The sequence below is a fragment of the Paenibacillus algorifonticola genome (assembly GCF_050481745.1).
Classification (GTDB): domain Bacteria; phylum Bacillota; class Bacilli; order Paenibacillales; family Paenibacillaceae; genus Pristimantibacillus; species Pristimantibacillus algorifonticola_A.
On sequence record NZ_JBCNGR010000006.1, the window covers coordinates 247,612 to 267,266 of the forward strand.

The window sequence follows — 19,655 nt, forward strand, 5'->3', positions numbered from 1 at the left end:
AATTCGTTTATAAAGGAGCGGACTAGGATGATCATTAGCGATTTGCGCAGCTGGGAGCAGGAGCCGGGCTGGCTTCCGCCATTTCGGCAGGCACTTGCTTGGCTGGAGCGGGAAGTAACGGAGGATACACCGGCTGGGAAATACGAAATCGATGGCGAGCGCTTATTTGTGCTCGTCCAGCATGTGGAGACCCGTCCGGCGGAAGAGCAGCTGGCGGAGTCTCACAAGCAATATATCGACATTCAGCTGCTGCTGAAAGGTCGGGAGCTCATTCGCGTCGCTCGCGATAATGGGGAGGCAGTCGTTACAGCAGACGAACTGGACAGCCGCGACCGCTTGTCTTATAAGGAAGTAAGCGATGAATCGGACATTGTGCTTACGCCCGGGATGTTTGCCGTCTTTTTCCCGCATGATATCCACCGTCCATGCTGCAGCGTTGAAGCAGAAATGACAATACGCAAGGCGGTCGTGAAGCTGCATGTTTCGCTGTTCGAGAATTCGGCAGTTTCTTAACGAAGAAGAGAGTAGGAAATAAACAGCATCATAAGTAGTGTGATAAGCACCATCATCAGCGGCACCTACGATCCGAACGCTCAGATCACAGGTGCCTTTTTGCATTTTGCATGAAAATAAAAAGGCTGATTCCTGCAGCATGCAGGAATCAGCCTTTATTTGTTACCTAAAATAGGAATGTCTCGTAGCAATTAATGCCCCATCATCATCGCAGGGTCTGGTGCATTTTCCTCCTGCTCGTGATCATCCTCTAGCTTCGGCTTGCGCAGGATGATGCTTAATAATACTCCTGCTACTGCAATGCCTGCTGATAGGAAGAAGGTATCGCCAAAGGCGAGTGACATATTTTCCAACATGTTGCTGCTAGCGCCTGTCTCGGTCATATGGACCGTGATCTGTGATGAGAAATAGCCCGTCAGACCAGCAATAGCAAAGGATGTAACAACCTGCTGGCTAGCTGATGTCAAAGGCGTCACACGGCTGACGAGTCTGCGCGGTGCAGAGTTCAGCACATGGGTGTTAAGAGGCATCATGGATAAGCCCATTCCCGCTCCCATCATGCCAATCGGGATCATGACGAGACCGATCGGGGTGTTCGCCCCTATCTGGGACAGGGAGAACAAAGCGATTGTAATGATGGATAGTCCCGTTAAAGCTAACGGGCGAGCACCCAATTTGTCGAACAGCTTACCGCTAATCGGCATAAAGATCATCGAGCAGATGGCCATCGGCAAGGTGGTCAGTCCGCTTTCAAGCGCAGTGAACCCGCGAACATTTTGCAGGTACAAAGGAATCATCAGCATCGATCCGAACAAGGCAATTTGAGAGATCCATGATAAAATAATACTGCGAGTAAAATCGGAGGAGCGGAATACCCGCAGCTCCAGCAGCGGTTGTTTTTGTAATAGCTCAACGATAATAAACAAAATGAGAGCGACTCCGCCTACGATTAATCCGGTTAAAGTTCGAGTGGAGCTCCAGTCTGTTCCCCCCTCGCTGACGCCGAATGCCAGCATAGCGAATGCGATAGGAGCAAGAATCATCCCCAAAATATCGAGTGCAGGCGCTTTTTGACGTTCAAGATTCGGTAGAAATTTATTACCGACAATCAAGGCGGCAATACCGATTGGTAGATTGATTAGAAAAATCCAGTGCCAGGAAGCAAATCCGATTAGCCAACCGGATAAAATCGGGCCAATGGCCGGGGCGAGCAGCATTGGAATGCCGAGCATGCCCATAACAGCGCCGCGTTTGTTGGGCGGCGCCATTTTAAAGATCATGGCCATACCGATAGGGGAGACCATGCCGCCGCCAACGCCTTGAATGATTCGAAACAAAACAAGCTGCTCAGGCGTTTGTGCCAATGCGCATAGGATGGAGCCTAGTGTAAACAGGGCGATGGTAATTAGAAAAATTCGCTTGGCGCCAAATTTATCGGTCATCCACCCGGCAAGCGGGATAACAGCGGATAGAGCCAGCGTATAGCCCGTGATCGTCCACTGGATCGTTTTGAGTGAGCTGTCGAAATACTCTTGCAGGTTAGGAACGGCAACATTGACGACGGTACTGTCCAAAATGACCATCATCATCCCAATAATGACGGCCAGCAGCGGCGCCAATATCGATTTGATGGAAAATTCCGGATCTGAGGCTAACTGTGAAGCGTTTGGTGTAGACATGTGTAGGCTCCTCGCCCTCTCTTGGGTTTTGTATGCCGATCTGAGCTCAAAGAAATATGTAGCCTAGTCAGCCGCTCCTTGACGAAGAAGGAGTAGATTTTGTAAACTTGACTCATAGTTTCTTTGTAAAACTGATCGGTCACGCTAGGCTCTATTTTATCGATTTTTTGTTGAAAGTCAAATGATTTTGAGAGAAGGGATTTTATTGGGCCTGATTAGAGACAGAATTATTGAGTCTGCCATCCGCCATTTTATGGAGAAGGGCTATGCGGCAACATCGATTCAGGATATTTCCGATGATTGCGGAATCGCCAAAGGCTCCTTATATAAATATTTTCCGTCGAAGGAAGAACTATTCAAGGAAGTTCATAAAAGTCGGCAGCAGCTGCTGGATGATCAGCTTGCAGGGATTCTTAAGGAAGAGGGGCTCACGCCTCGTGAAGTTTTTGTGCGGGAAACGGAAGTGACGCTGGAGTTTTTTATGATCAATAAGTTTATTATGCAGGAAATTAAGGAATTAATTAAAACGAAAAAGGAGCTGGCCCCCTTTTTCATCCAAATGAGAACGATGATGTACGACCTTCATAAAAACAGCCTGATTCGTCTGCTTGGTGAACAAATAACGCCTCATATTTGGGACATGGTAACGGTATATGGCGGGATCATTAAAGAGTTTAACTTCCTGATGATTTTTGAAAATAGACCGATCCGCATCCGGGATATCACCCTTTTTGTTTTAGAGCGGATGGAGGAAATGGCTGCAAATATTTTGGCCAAGCAGGAGAAACCGATTTTAACGGACGTATTGATGTTCGATATGATCAGCCAAAAAATGAAGAGCAAACAGATATCGATGGAAGAGAAGCGCAGCCAATTGCTGTGCGCCTTGCTCGCTGTTATTAAGGAGCTGGCCATTACGGGCTCCAGACGAACCCAACTCATCGATGCGACCGAGGCGCTTGCTGAGGAATTTGCACGTGAACATCCAAAAGCGGTCATTATTCAAGCGCTGCTTGGATTGCTCCAGCAGGAGCATGAGCTTAGGAGCTTCACCTTCCAGCTGGAGAAATATGTGATGAAGCTTAAGAAGGATCATATGGACCCTGGGCCATGCTAATTCCGATGTTGCCATACTGCTCACCGCGTTTCATACGTTCAAAGGCTTCTTTGATCTGAGGAAGCTTGTACATGCGGTCAATGACAGGGCGCAGTCTCCCTGCTGCCGAAATCCGCAATCGCCAAGGCGGCAAAGGAAGGGATAGTCTCCTTTCATCAACTGCCGGAAGCGTATAGGGACCTGCCTGTCGAATTTATTTTTCGCTCAGACATGTTGGGTTCAAGCGCCTTATTAAGCCTGCTGACGATGATTGGAGATAGGGGAAGCGAGTTATGGAGCTAAGAGAAATAGAGGAGCGGGACAATGCTCAGGTGGAGTTGTTGATTCGGACCTGCTTGATTGATTGAGTTTGGATCGAACAAGCCCGGTACAGCCTGTGCAGACCCCACGCTCGGCGACTTTTACCATCTGTATCAGCAGGAAGGCGTGAAATATTGAGTTGTGGAGGAAAATAACAAGATTACTGCCGGCTGCGGCATCGGCCCGGTTAAGGGTTACCCAGCCATCTGCGAACTGTAAAAAATGTATGCTCTGCCAGAGTCGTGTAGCACAGGTGCCGCTCTTCAGCTGCTGGACGTAACATTCAAGCCTAGTGTGCAGATGATTTTCACCTGAGACAGATGCACGAATAAGCCTCCCTCGTTTGAGTGGAGGCTTATTCGTGTGAAGTTTGTCAAGACAAGGAAGAATCAATTTTTCCATTATTTTAATTAATTAGTCAGTATATTTCCTTGTATCCTATTTAGGAAAATACTATAAAATTAGTATTTACAATATTATGCATTTATCCTTATGATAGAAAATGTAAGTGTTTCAAGGTGCTTTTTAGCTCCGTTGATAAGCTGACCAGCTATCATAGAAAACAAACTTTTAGGGGGATTTTGACGTGAAAAAGTTACTTCTTTCGACTATGGTTGCTGTAAGTGCTTTATCAGGATTTGCATCTAATGCATTTGCATTTGAGAAGGCTTACGACAATGTTACTGCAGGAAAGACTTTTTCTCAGTCATGGCAATTGGGTGACCAGCAAGTCGGTGTGTGGGAAGTCAAATATGGTTTTAACACAAGCTGGATTAATGAAGATTATACACATGCTTATCATAACTCATTGTCAGTAACAGCTATTGTAAGAAATGATACTAACACATTTCAAAATGAGACAAGCGCTCAAAATTGGGCTAAAATTGAAGTAGTTCATAATGGTGCTAAAGTATTCTAAAAAATTAAATTCTAAATTTTAAAATTGATAGGGCTGCCGTTCAACTTCCTTGTTGGGGGCTGAACGGTGGCAATAACAGCACGGAGGTTAGTGGCTTGAAGACGATCAAGTATGTTATCAGCTTTTGTATTTTGTTTGTCGGAATGCTTATTATAGGAGAAAGCCACAACTTTCGACTCAATAACTTTTATACCCCCTTTATAAATACAACTTTATACATTCAAGAAAATACTACAGAAAATGAAATGATTCGTGATATTTTGGACTCTGCAACACGTAATGAGGTCGAAGTATTTGCTTTTACCAAATCGTTTAGTAGTATGCAGTCAACTGATATTGAAATCTACGGCACATCGGGTGTCGAACAATATATAAATGAACAATTGGATATTTTTGCACAGGAGTATCCAAGTCTCTTTCTGGAGGACTTTCGATTTACATTTAAAGGGATGGAAAGTCTGCAAAATATTAAAGATATCAATGACTACTATGTCATTGGAAACAGCGATAAAGCTAAGCAGTTTAAAATAGGATTAATTGACAAATACGCTGGTAATCATCCTAAAGAGGGCTATAACAGTAGTGAATTAAAAAACAATATTATTATGATCTGGGCTTTGATGGTGTTTGTCATTTTGCTCTTCACTTATTATGATGCTATTTATCAAAAAAAGGAAAGCTTGATCCGAGTTTCACTGGGAGAGCCAATAAGCAGAATTATTCTGAAAAATATAGCCATAGATACATTCGTATTTTCATTGTTATTCGTAATCATCATTTATATTTTAGCTCCATATACTTACGTTTATTTCGAATTTAAGCTTTCACTCATCTGCTTAATTGTTATGATTGCTTTAAACGCCTCTCTTTACTTGAGTCTGTTTTTTTATAATTTGAAGGAAGCTTTTTCAAATGCCAAGGGTAGCTCTATCAAATTGTTATCCATCAATTACAGCTTAAAACTGGTGACAGTAGTCATTACAATAGTTGTGATCTCAAGCAACATTATTCTTATTTCCGAATCGTATCAGCTATACAAGCAGAAGCCATTTTTCGAGAAGCATAAGGAATATTCCTATGTGAAAATGGAGTATAACATTAAATTTTATAGTGATGGAACCTATGATGATCGTAGCAAGGAATCGGAGCTTGTTCAGTCTGCGTTTTATAAGCAATTTTTTGGGAAAACAAATGCCAGTATGCTTGTGACGACGCATGGACTATTGTATGAAAAAGGAATATACACAAATCGGAATGTCCTTAATTATTTGACTGAGCACATCAAGGAGTTACAAGGACTGAAGCTTGATAAGGATATTTACTTTTTAATGCCACAAACGATGAAAGGTAAGCCGGAAGTCATTGAAGACTTCAAGGATACGGTTAACCAATTTGAAGAGGAAGGTTTCCAATACTCTTATGAAGCCATTTATTATGAGGGGCCAATTGAATTGCTGCGTATTGATGAGGATTCAGTTTATGGGAGTGAACTGGTAAGTAACCCGTTAGTTATTTTCAATAGGATGGATGCTGGCCAATTTGAAATTAAGCCGCGTAATACTGGTCATCCTGCTGAAGTAATGTATAACATTACAGATGAACAATTTAACTCCTTTATACAAGATAACCAATTGATCGGTCATATTTCCACAAAAACGAATGTTTTTGATAAATTTACACAAAGCTGGAATATTGCGAAGCGAATTTTAATCATGAATTTTATTTTTAGTATGTTGGTTTTGTTTTTGGAATTTATTATAATTAGTTCAATTATTAAATTGGAGTATGATGTGAATGCGGTTGAGCTTTCTGTTAAGAAGGTGCTGGGGCATAGTATCTGGGAGAAAAACAGGAAAATTATGCTTATGACCTTGATAACAACGGTAGTTAGCATAGCTTTGGCAGCGGCAACGGCGATTCTAATTGGTGTAGAGAAGGTTTATTATTTAACCTTCGGAGGGGTTGCCATTCTCGCCTTAGAATTGATTGTAATCTTTTTATTTATACGTCGCTTAGAAAATGCTAAAATTCAAAAAATACTAAGAGGCGGAAGCTTATGATCGAACTGAAAGGGTTGACCAAAAGGTTTGAAGAGAAGGTTTTGTTTTCCGATTTTAATTTAGTTATTCAAGATGGAGAATTTGTCATTTTCTCGGGGCCTAGCGGTTGTGGCAAAACGACACTGCTTAACATGATTGGAGCAATTGAAAAGATAGAACAGGGAAGCATTGTTGTTGATGGAATGGACATTAAGGTTAAAAAGAACCATCTGAACTATTTTAGGACAAAAATCGGATTTTTATTTCAAAACTTTGCTCTGGTAGATAATAAAACGGTCAAAGAAAATTTGAAAATGATTCGTAAAGACTGTCAAACGAATCTTACTATGGAGCAAGCATTGGAAACAGTAGGTTTGCAGGATAAACTAAACAAGAAAGTTTATACGCTGTCAGGCGGGGAGCAGCAGAGGGTTGCTTTGGCAAGACTAATACTGAAGAAATGCGACATTATTTTGGCGGATGAGCCAACAGGCTCACTCGATAAACAGAATGCTGAAATGGTTCTACGTATCCTCAAGCAACTTAATAAAGAAGGGAAAACGATTGTGCTCGTTACTCATGATGAGGAAATTAAGAAACAAGGAAGCAAGGTGGTCAACTTATGCGAAAATTGTTGAAAAATAAACCCCTGGTGTTGGTTCTACTGGCACTCCTGCTATTTGGGATTTATAATTTGATATGGCTGTTGCTCATACAAATTCGTTACCATGATTTTATCGAGGCAACTCCTAAATCCATAGCAGGTTCGTATATTACGACCAAGGACGGGGATGTATACAATCTGAAAATTCCGGATTATTTGCATTTTACAGGGAACTTAGGGATTGTTAGTGAAGGTAGAGAAGAGTCTTTGATTGTTTGGCCTAAAATTTTTGGCGGTTATGATTATGGAATTATTTTAAATAAAGATGGACAAACCTATGAAATTTATGTGAATGAAAAAATGGAGTTGATTGATAAAGAAGATGAAAATTCACAAAAACTTTTAAAGGATAACAAGGCCGCAGTTGATGAGTTAATATCCAAGGCAGATGATATGTGGAACATAAAATAATTCATTTTTTGCGGAAATATTATATTTGATATTTGTAATCCTAACCAGGATCAGGCGAGTCGTAGCAAAAAGAAACCGTCTCTTAGTAAAATGGAGGTACCACCCAACCATTTAATAGGAGACGGTTTATTTGTACATTTAATTAAGTCATAGCATATTCAATAGGAATTTTTTCTGTATTAAGCCTAAGGCTGTGTTTCCAAGTGGCCCTTACTTCGGCGTTTATTCCATCGGGAAGTTGTCCCAGGGCCATTTATTTTTGTGGGCACCCCGTACCCAGTCCTCGGAGAAGCTGACATATTTAATATGCGTTCGGTTCCCGTATGCAAAGCAGGCATGGATCATGCCGTCCTTTGATTGAATGAGAGACGGGTATTCATAACGCCGATTGTATTGGGTGTTCAGTTCCCCGCAATAATGATCGCCCGTTTCGATATGCCGCATATAGGGCCAAGTAACGCCTTCATCCTCGGAAATCGCAATCGTTACAGGCACGCGCTCATAAGGCCAGACAACGACATCCGGATCTTCGTTAGCACGGCAATGGTTGAAAATAATCGCGATGCCGCCGCTTTGCAGCCGGATGGCACGAATTGACGCGTTATTGTTCGGCAGAATAGTACGCTCTGGCACGGACCAGCTTTCTCCGCTATCCTCGGAGCGGCTCATATAGATATAATCGGCATTGCGGCTGCGGAAAAAAACGACAAGCCGACCCTCATCCAATTCTACGATGGACGGATGAACGCGGCCCTTACTGCCTGGTATTTCAACCTCGCGCCAGCTCTCGCCCTGATCGTCCGAAACATGCACAGAACTGTAGTCATAGCCGAACTGCCTCGTCTCATCCAGGCTGCTGTACCAGACAGGATACAGCCAGCGGCCGCTCGCGAGCACTGTAACAGGATGACGGCTGAATGTACCTGGCCTCTCGAATAAGGGAGCACCCTCGCCCCAAGTGTAGCCGTTATCAAAGGAAATACGGCGCTGTACGGTAGATGTATGCTGCATGGCAAAAGGGCCGGTCACTTCCCCGCTCCGCAGCTTGGCCTGCCACTCCTCAAGCGCACAGCCGCGCGTATCCATTGAAGTATGAATGGCCCATAACCCTCCATTAGGCGCTTGGAAAAGCGAAGGGTTCTGATCCGATTTATTGAAGTCCTCCGATAGCCGCAGCGGCACGCTCCACTTCGATTCCTTCGCATTCAAGCGTGAGAGGAACACCTTAATATCTCCAGCCCCTTCATCCGATCCGCCGAACCAAATGCACAGCAAATCGCCATTAGCCAGCTCAATTAAAGCGGGAGCATGATTGGAAGGCTGATCAGTGGGCAGCATTGCCTCAATCATATCCGATTCATGATGCAAATAACATTGTCCCTCGCCCAGTTGTTTTTTGAGGTTAACAATTTGTGTGTGGTCCATCCTAAAAAACCTTCTTTCGTTCATAATGGCAATACTGTTGCTAAATGAAACGAAACAACGGAGAATCTATGCGGAATTACTAATTGAGTGCTTTAATTTCATGCTACAGCCTTTATTTTTTAAAGTCAATGCTCTAATTTTATTATAAAATGGGGTATTGGAAGCGATGAAGCTTCAACTAAAGGAAAGGAAATCGCAACCGATTGTTGCAAATGCCAAAAGGTAAACTTCACCATAAGGGTATGTTCAGAAAAAATGATTGCAATTTGCTCTATTTTGCGATAATTTAGATACAAGAAAGCGATTACATTTCTTGAAAGGTCAATTCGTTCGTTGATTGGTGTTGTAATAAGCAACATTTAGTGAAGTGGAGATGTTCGAATTGTTAGTGCTTACTTTTGCAAGCCAAATGACAATTGGGGGAGAATGCTCAAATGAACAACAAATGGAATTGGAAATCCGTTACAACGATGTCGATGGTACTGCTTCTTGCATTGACTGCTTGCTCCAATGGTGGGAATAAGGCGGCTCCTTCAGCTCCAACGGGTACAGATGAAGGATCGGCCGGAGGAACGACAACCTTTTCCTATATGATGGCGGGAAAATATACGAATTGGCTTCAGGATTTGAATTGGTACCCTGTGCTTGAGGAAAAGACGAATACGAAGGTTGAACTGGTTAATGGCGGTGAAGATGATGATGCTTACAAGAAAAATTTGGAGCTCAAAATCGGCTCCGGCCAGTTCCCGGATTCCGGCATCGTCTCGCTGGCCCAATCTGAGGTATACGGCGGACAGGGGCTGTTCATTGATCTAAAGCCTTATATCGATAAATTCGCGCCAAACATTAAGGCTTATCTGGATGCGAATCCGGATTACGCCAAGCTGATGACGACAAAGGATGGCGAAATTTTTGGCTTGGCGCAGGAATATCCGACGATATCGAATGTAACCTTTTACCGCGCGGATATGTTTGAGAAGGCAGGCATTACGTCGAATCCAACGACGATTCAGGAGTTTACAGATGTACTGAAAAAGCTGAAGGAAGCGTACAAGGGCGCAGCCAATTTTTACCCATTCACAGGGCGGGACGGCTTTTTGAAGTTCCAGGAAGCTTTTGCGGCTAATGACAAAATCGTCGATGGCAAAGTGCAAGGCATTTATGAGAATGGCAAAGGATCTGATATTTATTCGCCAGGCTTTAAATCGCTCATCGAGTGGTATGCGCAAATGTACCAAGATAAGCTCATTGATCCAGAATGGGTAGCAGGTACCGCGACCGAGGAATCGTGGCAGACGAAAATGCTAACGGGCCAAGGCGCAATCAGCAGCGACTTTTTCACACGTCCATCGTGGTTCATGAACAACGGCGGACCGGAAAATGATCCGAAATACAGCATTAAAGTAATGGAACCGTTCAAGGACGCTGACGGCAATCAGACGATGCTGCCTCCTACGGAGGAGAAATACAGAATGGACCGGGTTTTTGTCATTAATGAGAAGGCGGAGGGCAAAGCGGAAGGCATTATCAAATTTATGGATTACATGTTCTCGGATGAGGGCAGAACGCTGATGGACTACGGTGTAGAAGGCAAGTCCTACAAGGAGGAAGGCGGCAAGAAGGCATTTACCGTCAAATTCGAGGAGCAGGGCAATAAGCCCATTGGCACCCCGGTATGGAACTTCCTTCAGGATCGCCTGACGTTCCCGGTACCTGTCAACAATGAAGCGTATTACCAGTGGATGGATGATTTGACGAAGTCCTTTGCAACAACGTTTTTCGATAAATACACATCCAAGGAATTCAGCTCGCTGAAATATTCAACGGATCAATTGAAAGAAAGAACGACGCTTCTCGCGAATGTGAAGCAGGCGCTGAATGCGGCGCTTGTGAAATTCATCAGCGGCCAGCGCAGCCTGTCGGAGTGGGATGCTTTCCTCGGCGAAATGGAGCAGGCAGGCTACAAAAAGCTGACCGAAATCGACCAGGCCGCCTACGACGCAATGTCTAAATAAGCTTTAGGCGGCTTCTTTCGCTCCGGCGTACGGGGAGGAGGGGCTGCCCTTCAATTTGAATCCAGAGGTGGGCTGAGATGAGCTCAATCGTAAAACGGGCAACATCCAAAAACAGCGGACTGCTTAAACGGATGTGGGACGCCAAAATTTTATATTTGATTTTGCTGCCGGGCTTGATTCATTTAATTCTATTCAAGCTGCTGCCGCTGTTCGGGCTGGTCATTGCGTTTCAGGACTACAGCATATTCAAAGGTATAATGGGCAGCAAATGGATTGGCTTCGAGCATTTCAGCAAGTTCATGAGCGACCCTTATTTCTGGAAGCTGGTCAGAAATACATTGCTGCTTGCTTTTTTCAATCTGCTGTTTGTGTTTCCGATTCCGATTATTTTCGCCTTGTTCGTTAACGAGGTGCGGCTGTCGGCGGTGAAGCGTTTCGTGCAGACGCTCAGCTTCTTCCCTTATTTTATATCATCAGCGGTTATCGTTTCGATTTTGTACAAAGTGCTGTCGCCGCAGGGTGGACTGGTGAACCAAATGCTGAATTTCGCAGGCTTTGAAAGCATATTCTTTATGGCTGATCCCGGCTGGTTCCGCCCGCTGTATGTCATGCTTAACGTATGGCAGCTATTCGGCTACAGCGCCATTATTTATATGGCGGCGATGACGAGCATCGACCCGCATTTGTATGAAGCAGCGGACATTGATGGCGCGAACCGATTTAAGAAAATTATTAATGTGACGCTGCCGTCGATTTCCAGCACGATTGTCGTCATGTTCATTTTGGCTATCGGCCAAATTTTGACCGTCGATTTGGATAAAATTTTGCTTATGTACAATCCGAGCATTTACGATACGGCGGATGTCATTCAAAGCTACGTGTATCGCCAAGCGTTCGCAAGCGACGGCTTCCCGAATTACAGCTTCGGCGCAGCGGTTGGCCTGATGCAGTCTGTTATCGCTTTCGTGCTCGTGATGATGGCGAATAAAGTATCGAAAAAATATTCCGAGTCCCGGTTGTTCTAGGAGGCGGCAAGATGAAGAAGTTTAGCTGGTTTGATCTGATCAACAACACTTTGCTTGTCCTTGTCGCCTTGCTGTGCGTCTACCCGTTCGTGCTCATTATGGCGACTTCCTTAAGCGACGGCAAAGCGGTCGTGGCGGGCTCGGTGTATTTGCTGCCGAAGGGCATCAATCTCGAAGCATACAAATATATTCTCGGCAATGAACGGCTTGGGGTGACGGCGGGGCTGCTGAATTCTTTCTTTTATACGGTCGTTGGCGGCTTTGTAGCGGTGCTCGTGACGTTCATGACGGCCTACCCGCTGTCGCGCAAAAGACTGGTTGGGCGCTACACGATTATGCTCCTGTTTCTATTCACCTGGGTGTTCGAGGCGGGGATCATTCCGAACTATATCGTCTATAACGGGCTGGGGCTGGTCAATTCCTGGCTGGTCATGATTTTGCCGATGGCGGTCAACACCTTCCTGCTCATTATTACAAAATCCTTCCTCGATGAGCTGCCGTATGAGCTGGAGGAGGCGGCCGTTATCGATGGCGCGAACGATTGGCAAATCATGTGGCGGGTGTTTTTCCCGCTCAGCAAGCCGATTATTGCAACGATCAGCGTATTTAATGCGGTCTACATTTGGAACCAGTTCCTCATTCCGATGATTTATTTGCAGGACCGCAGCATGCAGCCGATTACGGTCATCCTTTACAATATGATTATTAACTCAAGCAAGGGCGGTACTTCGCTTGAAAATATTACCGTTAACGGCGTGCAGCTGCTGCCGCAAAACCTGCAAGCGGCTTCGATTTTTCTTGCGGTTGTGCCGATTTTGCTTATCTATCCGTTTACGCAAAGGTTTTTCACGAAAGGGATGCTGCTTGGTTCGGTCAAAGGCTGATCTTGAACGCGGGGTGATGACTTGAAAATTGCAATAATCGCAGATGATTTTACAGGCGCTAACGACTCTGGCGTTCAGTTCGCAAGAAGCGGCCTCAAAGCTTCGGTCCTGCTTAATTTTGCGGAAGATGCGCCTGCCGCCTTCGATGACGACGTCGTCATTATAGATACGGATAGCCGCTCGCTTGGCGCTCAAGAGGCTTATGACCGCGTGCGGACGGCGGCCGAATTTGTGAAGGCGAAGCCATTTGATGTGATTTTCAAAAAGGTGGATTCGACGCTCAGAGGCAACTTTGGCGCAGAATTCGATGCGCTGCAGGACGTGCTTCAGCCGGATTTTATCGTTTGTACGCCTGCTTATCCGGAATACAATCGTACGGTGAGGGACGGTTCCTTATATTTAAATGGACAATTGCTGCATGAGACGGAATTTGCGCTTGATCCGAAGACGCCGATTACCGTCTCCAGCATCCCAGAGCTCATTCACAGGCAATCCAAGCGTGCATCGGCTCTGATTTCGAGCGCTGATATGGCGCTTGGTCACGCGCATTTGAAGCAAAGGCTTGCTGAACTGGCTGCTGAAAAATGCCATTACCTCGTATTTGATGCGCAAAGCGAGCAGGAGCTGCGCGGCATCGTTGCGCTTTTCGAAGGGCTTGAATATCGCATCGTATGGGCAGGCTCGGCTGGATTGGCAGGGTGTCTGACAGAAGCTGGCGAAGCGGTTCAGGAAAATGTGCTCGAGCTGGCGACGAGCGCTGCTCCAGTGCTGGCAGTTATCGGGAGTGTCAACTTCAAGACGCGTCAGCAGCTTGCTTTGCTGCTCGCTGAGCCACAGATTGCTGGCGTCCGGCTGAAGGCGCATGTAATGGTTGCACCTGATGCGGCTTGCAACACGGAGCTGAAGCGCGTATACGCTGCGGCTGCACTTGCCCTGGAGCAGGGGAGGCCAGTCGTGCTCTATTCCTCCGGCGAACCAGAAGAGATCAGGCTTGCAATGGAAGCCGGAAGCAGGCTGGGCATGGGTCAGACGGAAGTCAGCGACCGGATTGCTGAAGCGCTTGGCTGCACGGCCGCAACGCTGGTCGAGGCGTATGGATTGAATCGCCTCATCTTGACGGGAGGCGATACGGCGAAGCAATTTTGCAGCTTCGCCGGAATGGAGAAGTTCCGCCTACTGGGCGAAGTGGAGACGGGCGTGCCGATTGGGTTATTTTCAGGAGCAAAAGAAGTTTATGGGGTAACCAAGGCGGGTGGCTTCGGCTCCGAGGATGTATTCGTCCGCACGCTGCACCTGCTGCAAGGAGGAGGGGGTGGCAGCACGCCTTACCCTGCCGGACACAATACTGTTCATTCGGATCGTGTTTAGCTATAATGAGTGTATTAAACTGCAACGGTGATGATGAGGATGAAAATAAAAATAGTCGTAGTTGCCCCTTACCCGGGGCTCGTGGAGCTGACAACAAGCCTGCGGGAAGAGCTGAAGGAATTCGAAATCAAGGTGCTGCAGGGCGATTTGTCAGAAGTGCTGCCGCTTATGAACCGCATCCATCTGGACGGATACGATGTCATTATTAGCCGAGGCGGAACGGCTCGCCTGCTGCGCAAACATTCGTATTTGCCCGTCATTGACATTCAGGTGTCCGGCTTTGATATTATGCGGATTTTAATGGTTGTGAAGGGCTATCAGGCGAAGATCAAGATGATCGGCTTTCCTAATATTATAGAGGGTTTTATTTCGGTATCCGGTTTAATGGAGGTTGATATTCCTTATGCCTCGGTTCAGCAGGAGAGCGAGGTGGACGAGGCGCTGCGGCTTGCGAAGGCTGAGGGCGTCAAAGTCATAGTAGGCGATAACATTACGGTGCGAAAAGCGAATGAGCATGGCATGCAGGGCGTGCTTATTACGTCGGGGCGCGAGTCGGTGCTTGAAGCATTCGCTCAGGCGAAGCAAATTTATAAAGTATCGGAAAGCTACAAGCAGAAGAAGCTCGCTTTCGAGCGGCTGCTGGACACGATGGATACCGGCTATGCTATTGTGAATGACAAAGGCATTATCCAATTTTCTAACGAGGCTTTTAATGCGTGGTTCCATTTGCCTGAAAATCAAACCGGGCTGTACACCGATTATCCCGTATTCAGCCGTTATATGGCTGATTTGGACAAGGGCGCTGCTTTGGAGCTGCTCGTGCAGCTGGATGGGCAGCGCCAGGTCGCAGTATCTGGCGGCAAAATGAATGATGATGCTGGCGAGGGCATGTTTTATTTGAAGGTTCGCCCTGTAGAGCAGCCGGGCTCTGGCATAACGATGATGTACACAAGCAAGCAGGATATTGCCTTCCCGCCACTCGTAATGACCGATCATGAATTTGCTGGGCAGTCTCCTTCCGAGCGTGCTTATCCGCTTGCTGTGTTTGGCGAGACGGGAGCAGGCAAGCGGCTGTTTGCGATTAAGCGCTGGAGCTCCATGCCGCAAAGCGGCAGTGGAATGATTGAACTGTCCATCACGAAGCGTTATGATGCAGCTGCGCTCGCTGCGTTAAGGAAGCTGCTGTCAACGGACGATGAGGAGCTGATTATTTATATTCGCGGTGTCGACCAGCTGTCGCTGGCCGATCAGCGTGAGCTGGTGCCTGTGCTTGCCGCAGCGCCGGGCAAAATCATATTATCGTTTGACCACAGCCCGCTTGAGCTGAAAAGCAGCAATGCACTTGACGGCAAGCTCTATGATACGTTTGCCGGGCGAATTGTCAGCATGCCTCCACTGCGGGAGCGGCTGGATGATCTGGACGAATACATCCGTACGTTCCTCATTATGTACAACGAGCGATATGGCAAGCAAATTGTCGGTCTGCGCCCGGAAGTAATGAAGGCGCTGCGCTCGCATGAGTGGCGCGGCAATTTGTTCGAGCTGCGCAACGTTATTGATCAATTCGTCAGAAGCTCCGACGGCGAATATGTGGAAGCAGAGCGAGTGGAGCTGCTGAAGCAGGCAGGCTCCGGCTTTGGTCCCGGGGGGCATGATGGCTCCGAGCATTCTTCTGTCGCAGGCGGGCTTGATCTGAGCAAGACGCTTGATGAGATTGAATATGATATTATTCGCACAGTGCTGGAGCAGGAGGATATGAACCAATCCGCTGCTGCCAAGCGTCTCGGAATTAACCGCTCGACACTGTGGCGCAAAATGAAGCCTTCCGGCTCATAAATGCTTGAAGCCTCCGGCTCAGCGTGGGCTGGGTACATTGGATATTTCATGTAAGTTGCATGCAAGCAAGAATAAGAATAAGCCTTTCCCTACCGTATGAATAACGGCAGGGAAAGGCTTATTCCATATGCGAGCAGCATCGCTAGGTATGATACAAATACGTCGTTGCTTATTTATTTAACGCGTTAGACCACTTAGTAGGTTGCCGATAGCCTATTCGCTAGCTGGCTTTCTTATGAATAACTAAGCGATATAAGGCTGTACAATAGCCTTCACCCGCTCTAACCCCTCCCACATATCTCCCGGACCATCATAGACGAGCACGTATGCGCCATCAAAACCGGAAGCTTGTACCTGATCAAGGCAGCGGCGAAGCTCGTCCTGATCGGGATACCCATGTTCATTATTTATCGCTTTCACATGAATGGACACGCTGCGCACAGCTGTGCGGCCAATATCCTCATATTTGGCTGGTCCGCTGAAATTGCCGAAATCCGTAATGAGATCAAGCGAATCCCCCGCCTGTTCCAGCAGCTCCATACAGCTGTCGCCGATACTCGTTAGCCTTTTAAAGTTTTCGGTTACGATCTTCACCCCGCGCGCGGCGCCGTAATCCACCAGCTTGACCAAAGCTTCGGCTGACTGGCGAATGGCCGCGTGATCAGTTGGCTCCGCTTCGCCGGCAATAATTCGGACCTGCTTGGCCCCACAAGCCGCCGCTACGTCGATCCATTGCTGCATGAGCTGATAGTCAGCTTCTCGGCGTGCCGCCTCGGGTGAGGTGAGATCGCCATAATCGACGAGCAGTGTGTCAAAGGATAGACATGCAGCCGAAAAAGAATCCCTTAGCTGCTGCAAATAAGCGGCTTCCGTAGATGGGAAATGGAAATGGCATACCTCGATGGCTTGATAGCCTTTGGCTGCTGCGACGGCCGGCAGCTCCAGCAGTGTCAGCTCCAAGGGCTGCTCATGATCAGTCGTTTGGTGGGTTTGCGTTTCGGCATCCCAGGACGTCCAATGAAGCGGGCCAAGCAGTCTATGCAGGCTCCAACTGTTCAGCGATAAATATGACATACAACATCCCGCCTTATCTTTTCATGTGGATTAGGAGCTGCGAGGAAATTAGCGGTACATTATTTCGTCGCAGTCACTTACATTATAAGGTTATTGTACCATGTGCAAAATTTGCCGCAAGAGACTTTCCTTTTTTCACAAAGCCTTGCTGTGGGCTGAAAGGAGCTAGGACAATGGGGGCCAAATGCAATAGGTGGCAAGAATAATGTCGAATTCGATCGAATGGGGGCTGAATGCGGACAAAACCCGATTTTGAATATAAGAGTCGAGGCCCTTGCTGCTGCTTCTCATTTAAGCGATGATTTTAGGAAAAGCACGGTTTCCATTTTGCTTGCTGCTGGCTAAGCCATCTGGGAGCAGGGGAGCCGGGCGAGGAATGGAGTGGACGACTATCCAATGAAAACAATTAAAATTAAATCCGTTATGTTTATCGGCCTTATGCTTTGCATGCTTCTGCCTTATGCGGCCTCAGCGCAAGGCGATTCCAGTTCCAATAAAGCGATTGTTGCAAAGCCGCTGCCCGTCAGCCTGGCCTTTGATGGACAGAAGCTGGAATTGCCAAGCGGTCAATACGTATTTGAATATCAGAGCCGGACCTATGTTCCGGTTAGATTCGTCTCTTATGCGCTTCAAAAGACGGTAAAATGGAACAGCGAGACGGCGACGGTAACGGTAGCTGAGCCAACGGCGGAAGAAGCGGCGGCATTGAAAGAGCAGCTTGCTGGCGCGATTGCGGTTGAAGAGGATGCCGCTGCGGCGACTGCTTCAATTAGACTGACAGAGGTGCAGGCTTCCTTCGTGTTTGAAGGAAAGGAGCAGGCTTTGCCTGCAAATCAGTCCGCTTTTTATTACAAAGGGTCGATTTATGTGCCGATCCGCTTTATGGCGGAAGCATCCGGCGCTGCAATTAAATGGGATAGCAAGACGGGCGCTGTAACTGGCGAAACGGCCGCTTATCAACAGGAGCAGGCTGAAGCAGGCGGCAGTGGAGGGAGCGGCCAAGGCTCGGCGGGCAGCGGCGGCACGCAGCCTGGAACCGGGGGAGCCAGCCAGCCAGGTACCGGAGGAGGCAGCCAGCCGGGTACCGGAGGAAGCGGCCAGCCTGGCACAGGCGGCGGAGCAGTCGACAATACGCCGAAGGTGGCGTATGAGGTTATTACAAGCGAGGCGGAGGGCAAGCTTGATACACTCAAAACCGAAGCGACCTCGACGCTGACGAATTTGTATATGTCGTTTGTGGCAGCGAGAGATGAAGCTACGAAGGAGCAGCTCAAGCTGCAGGCCCAGACGGAGGTTGCCCGGACCAAAAGCGATTTCGAAGCGATATTAGCGGATACGGCAGCCAAGCTGACGGCTAACGGCCACAGCACAGCTGTTATTGCGGAGTACCGCACCGCATTTGAGAAGGATTTGGCGACTGTGCTTTCCTATGCTGAATCGCTGGCGTAATGCCCTGATTGCCAAAAGAAGCTCCTTCTATAGCGGGCAGGTCGCTTAGACCGATTTATAGCCAGTCGATGAAAGGTCCCCGGGTCCAAAGTCGGGGGCTTTTCGTTTATTTTTGACAGGTAATGCGTGCGCAAGTTGGAGGTTGGAAAGAAAATTTGATACAATTAGGATCAATGATGAAACGATTTGTTTCAAACGAGCGGAATGAAGGGATAGGAGCTGATTTAGGTGGAAACTAGGAGCAACCGTTATATAATAAGGATATGGCTTGTTATTTTGGCAGCTTGGATTTTGTTTGTGTTTCATCTCTCCTCGCAGTCCTTCGACCAGCAGACGATTAGGCCAAAGCTGCAAGCATGGATCGGGCAGGAGCAGCTAATCCGGCTGCTGCCTGATTTGTCGATCACGTATTTAGGCAAGACGATTGAGGCCAAAACGAATCCGTATCATTTTGTCGAATTTGTTTTTCGCAAGAGCGCCCATCTGTTCGTTTATGCTATGCTGGGAGCAATCTGGTTTATGCTGCTGCGCGTCGTCATGAAGGGACGTATGCTTGCGCCAGCGATGCTGTCGCTTCTAGCGGCGGTGACCTTGGCAGCGCTCGATGAGCGAAACCAATTAACCAGCCTGAACCGGACGGGCAATCGTATGGATGTGGTCGTTGATTTTACAGGAGCGTGCATTGGAATTGCGGTGTGCCTGCTTCTGCTGGCAATGGTAAAGCTGTTATACAGAAAAGGAAGGTCGCGTTAATTTGAAATATAGGGAAAGGATATGATCTTCCCATCCTTTCCCTATATTTCTCGGACTGTAACGCGCTGCGCCGCCTGAGAACGGCTACAGCCGTTTCACCTTGGAAGCGCCGCCGTTCATCAGGCATGGACAATCCTTCTCCGCAGCCCCTGTCAGACATCATTTAGAACGGAGTGACTTGTGT

General features: G+C 47.1%; 17 protein-coding genes. 13 read left to right on the forward strand and 4 right to left on the reverse strand.

What is annotated here, in order from left to right:
* The first annotated feature begins 27 nt into the window (after nt 1–27).
* Nucleotides 28–513, forward strand: a complete 486-nt coding sequence (locus ABEW34_RS04610) for a YhcH/YjgK/YiaL family protein (RefSeq protein WP_430155260.1) — start codon at nt 28–30, stop codon at nt 511–513.
* 191 nt (nt 514–704) lie between these two features.
* On the opposite strand, the gene ABEW34_RS04615 is transcribed toward ABEW34_RS04610, so the two are convergent.
* Entirely contained in the window at nt 705–2,192 is a 1,488-nt protein-coding gene (locus tag ABEW34_RS04615; protein WP_430155263.1) for a DHA2 family efflux MFS transporter permease subunit, read from the reverse strand.
* Nucleotides 2,193–2,397: 205 nt separating this feature from the next.
* On the opposite strand from ABEW34_RS04615, the gene ABEW34_RS04620 reads away from it, so the two are divergent.
* Nucleotides 2,398–3,309, forward strand: a complete 912-nt coding sequence (locus tag ABEW34_RS04620; protein ID WP_430155266.1) for a TetR/AcrR family transcriptional regulator — start codon at nt 2,398–2,400, stop codon at nt 3,307–3,309.
* On the opposite strand, the gene ABEW34_RS04625 is transcribed toward ABEW34_RS04620, so the two are convergent.
* A complete protein-coding gene (locus tag ABEW34_RS04625) occupies nt 3,275–3,382 on the reverse strand; it encodes a hypothetical protein (protein WP_430156163.1) in 108 nt (35 codons plus the stop codon). The genes ABEW34_RS04620 and ABEW34_RS04625 overlap by 35 nt on opposite strands.
* Before the next feature lie 813 nt (nt 3,383–4,195).
* Here ABEW34_RS04625 and ABEW34_RS04630 point away from each other — a divergent pair.
* The 4 genes from ABEW34_RS04630 to ABEW34_RS04645 all read left to right on the forward strand — a co-directional run bounded on the left by ABEW34_RS04630 (nt 4,196) and on the right by ABEW34_RS04645 (nt 7,642).
* A complete protein-coding gene (locus ABEW34_RS04630; protein WP_430155269.1) occupies nt 4,196–4,528 on the forward strand; it encodes a hypothetical protein in 333 nt (110 codons plus the stop codon).
* Between the two features lie 95 nt (nt 4,529–4,623).
* Nucleotides 4,624–6,588 (forward strand): DUF1430 domain-containing protein, encoded by a 1,965-nt coding sequence (locus ABEW34_RS04635; protein WP_430155272.1) that lies wholly within the window; start codon nt 4,624–4,626, stop codon nt 6,586–6,588.
* Nucleotides 6,585–7,205: an ATP-binding cassette domain-containing protein gene (locus ABEW34_RS04640; protein WP_430155275.1), complete on the forward strand. Its 621-nt coding sequence runs from the start codon at nt 6,585–6,587 to the stop codon at nt 7,203–7,205. Before ABEW34_RS04635 ends, ABEW34_RS04640 begins: the two co-directional genes overlap by 4 nt.
* On the forward strand, nt 7,190–7,642 hold the full coding sequence (locus tag ABEW34_RS04645; protein WP_430155278.1) for a hypothetical protein: 453 nt from the start codon (nt 7,190–7,192) through the stop codon (nt 7,640–7,642). The genes ABEW34_RS04640 and ABEW34_RS04645 overlap by 16 nt, the downstream gene beginning before the upstream one ends.
* Nucleotides 7,643–7,864: 222 nt before the next feature.
* Here the strand turns inward: ABEW34_RS04645 and ABEW34_RS04650 are convergent, their stop codons facing one another.
* Complete coding sequence (locus tag ABEW34_RS04650) at nt 7,865–9,067, reverse strand: sialidase family protein (protein WP_430155281.1); 1,203 nt, start codon at nt 9,065–9,067, stop codon at nt 7,865–7,867.
* 434 nt (nt 9,068–9,501) lie between these two features.
* Here ABEW34_RS04650 and ABEW34_RS04655 point away from each other — a divergent pair, with 434 nt between their 5' ends.
* The 5 genes from ABEW34_RS04655 (at nt 9,502) to ABEW34_RS04675 (ending at nt 16,195) form a co-directional block, all read left to right on the forward strand.
* Nucleotides 9,502–11,082: a hypothetical protein gene (locus tag ABEW34_RS04655; protein WP_430155284.1), complete on the forward strand. Its 1,581-nt coding sequence runs from the start codon at nt 9,502–9,504 to the stop codon at nt 11,080–11,082.
* A gap of 77 nt (nt 11,083–11,159) precedes the next feature.
* A complete protein-coding gene (locus ABEW34_RS04660) occupies nt 11,160–12,107 on the forward strand; it encodes an ABC transporter permease (RefSeq protein WP_430155287.1) in 948 nt (315 codons plus the stop codon).
* A gap of 11 nt (nt 12,108–12,118) precedes the next feature.
* Complete coding sequence (locus tag ABEW34_RS04665) at nt 12,119–12,991, forward strand: carbohydrate ABC transporter permease (protein WP_099517487.1); 873 nt, start codon at nt 12,119–12,121, stop codon at nt 12,989–12,991.
* Between the two features lie 21 nt (nt 12,992–13,012).
* Nucleotides 13,013–14,359 carry a four-carbon acid sugar kinase family protein gene (locus tag ABEW34_RS04670; protein WP_430155290.1) on the forward strand — a complete coding sequence of 449 codons (1,347 nt, stop codon included), beginning with the start codon at nt 13,013–13,015 and terminating at the stop codon, nt 14,357–14,359.
* A 39-nt stretch (nt 14,360–14,398) separates the two neighbouring features.
* Nucleotides 14,399–16,195, forward strand: a complete 1,797-nt coding sequence (locus tag ABEW34_RS04675; RefSeq protein WP_430155293.1) for a PrpR N-terminal domain-containing protein — start codon at nt 14,399–14,401, stop codon at nt 16,193–16,195.
* A 243-nt stretch (nt 16,196–16,438) separates the two neighbouring features.
* Here ABEW34_RS04675 and ABEW34_RS04680 read toward each other — a convergent pair whose 3' ends face one another.
* Nucleotides 16,439–17,269, reverse strand: a complete 831-nt coding sequence (locus ABEW34_RS04680; protein ID WP_430155296.1) for a sugar phosphate isomerase/epimerase family protein — start codon at nt 17,267–17,269, stop codon at nt 16,439–16,441.
* Between the two features lie 396 nt (nt 17,270–17,665).
* Here ABEW34_RS04680 and ABEW34_RS04685 point away from each other — a divergent pair, with 396 nt between their 5' ends.
* Together ABEW34_RS04685 and ABEW34_RS04690 are read left to right on the forward strand one after the other, a co-directional pair.
* Nucleotides 17,666–18,718 carry a copper amine oxidase N-terminal domain-containing protein gene (locus tag ABEW34_RS04685; RefSeq protein WP_430155298.1) on the forward strand — a complete coding sequence of 351 codons (1,053 nt, stop codon included), beginning with the start codon at nt 17,666–17,668 and terminating at the stop codon, nt 18,716–18,718.
* A gap of 228 nt (nt 18,719–18,946) precedes the next feature.
* A complete protein-coding gene (locus tag ABEW34_RS04690; RefSeq protein ID WP_430155301.1) occupies nt 18,947–19,471 on the forward strand; it encodes a VanZ family protein in 525 nt (174 codons plus the stop codon).
* The last annotated feature ends 184 nt before the right edge of the window (nt 19,472–19,655 follow it).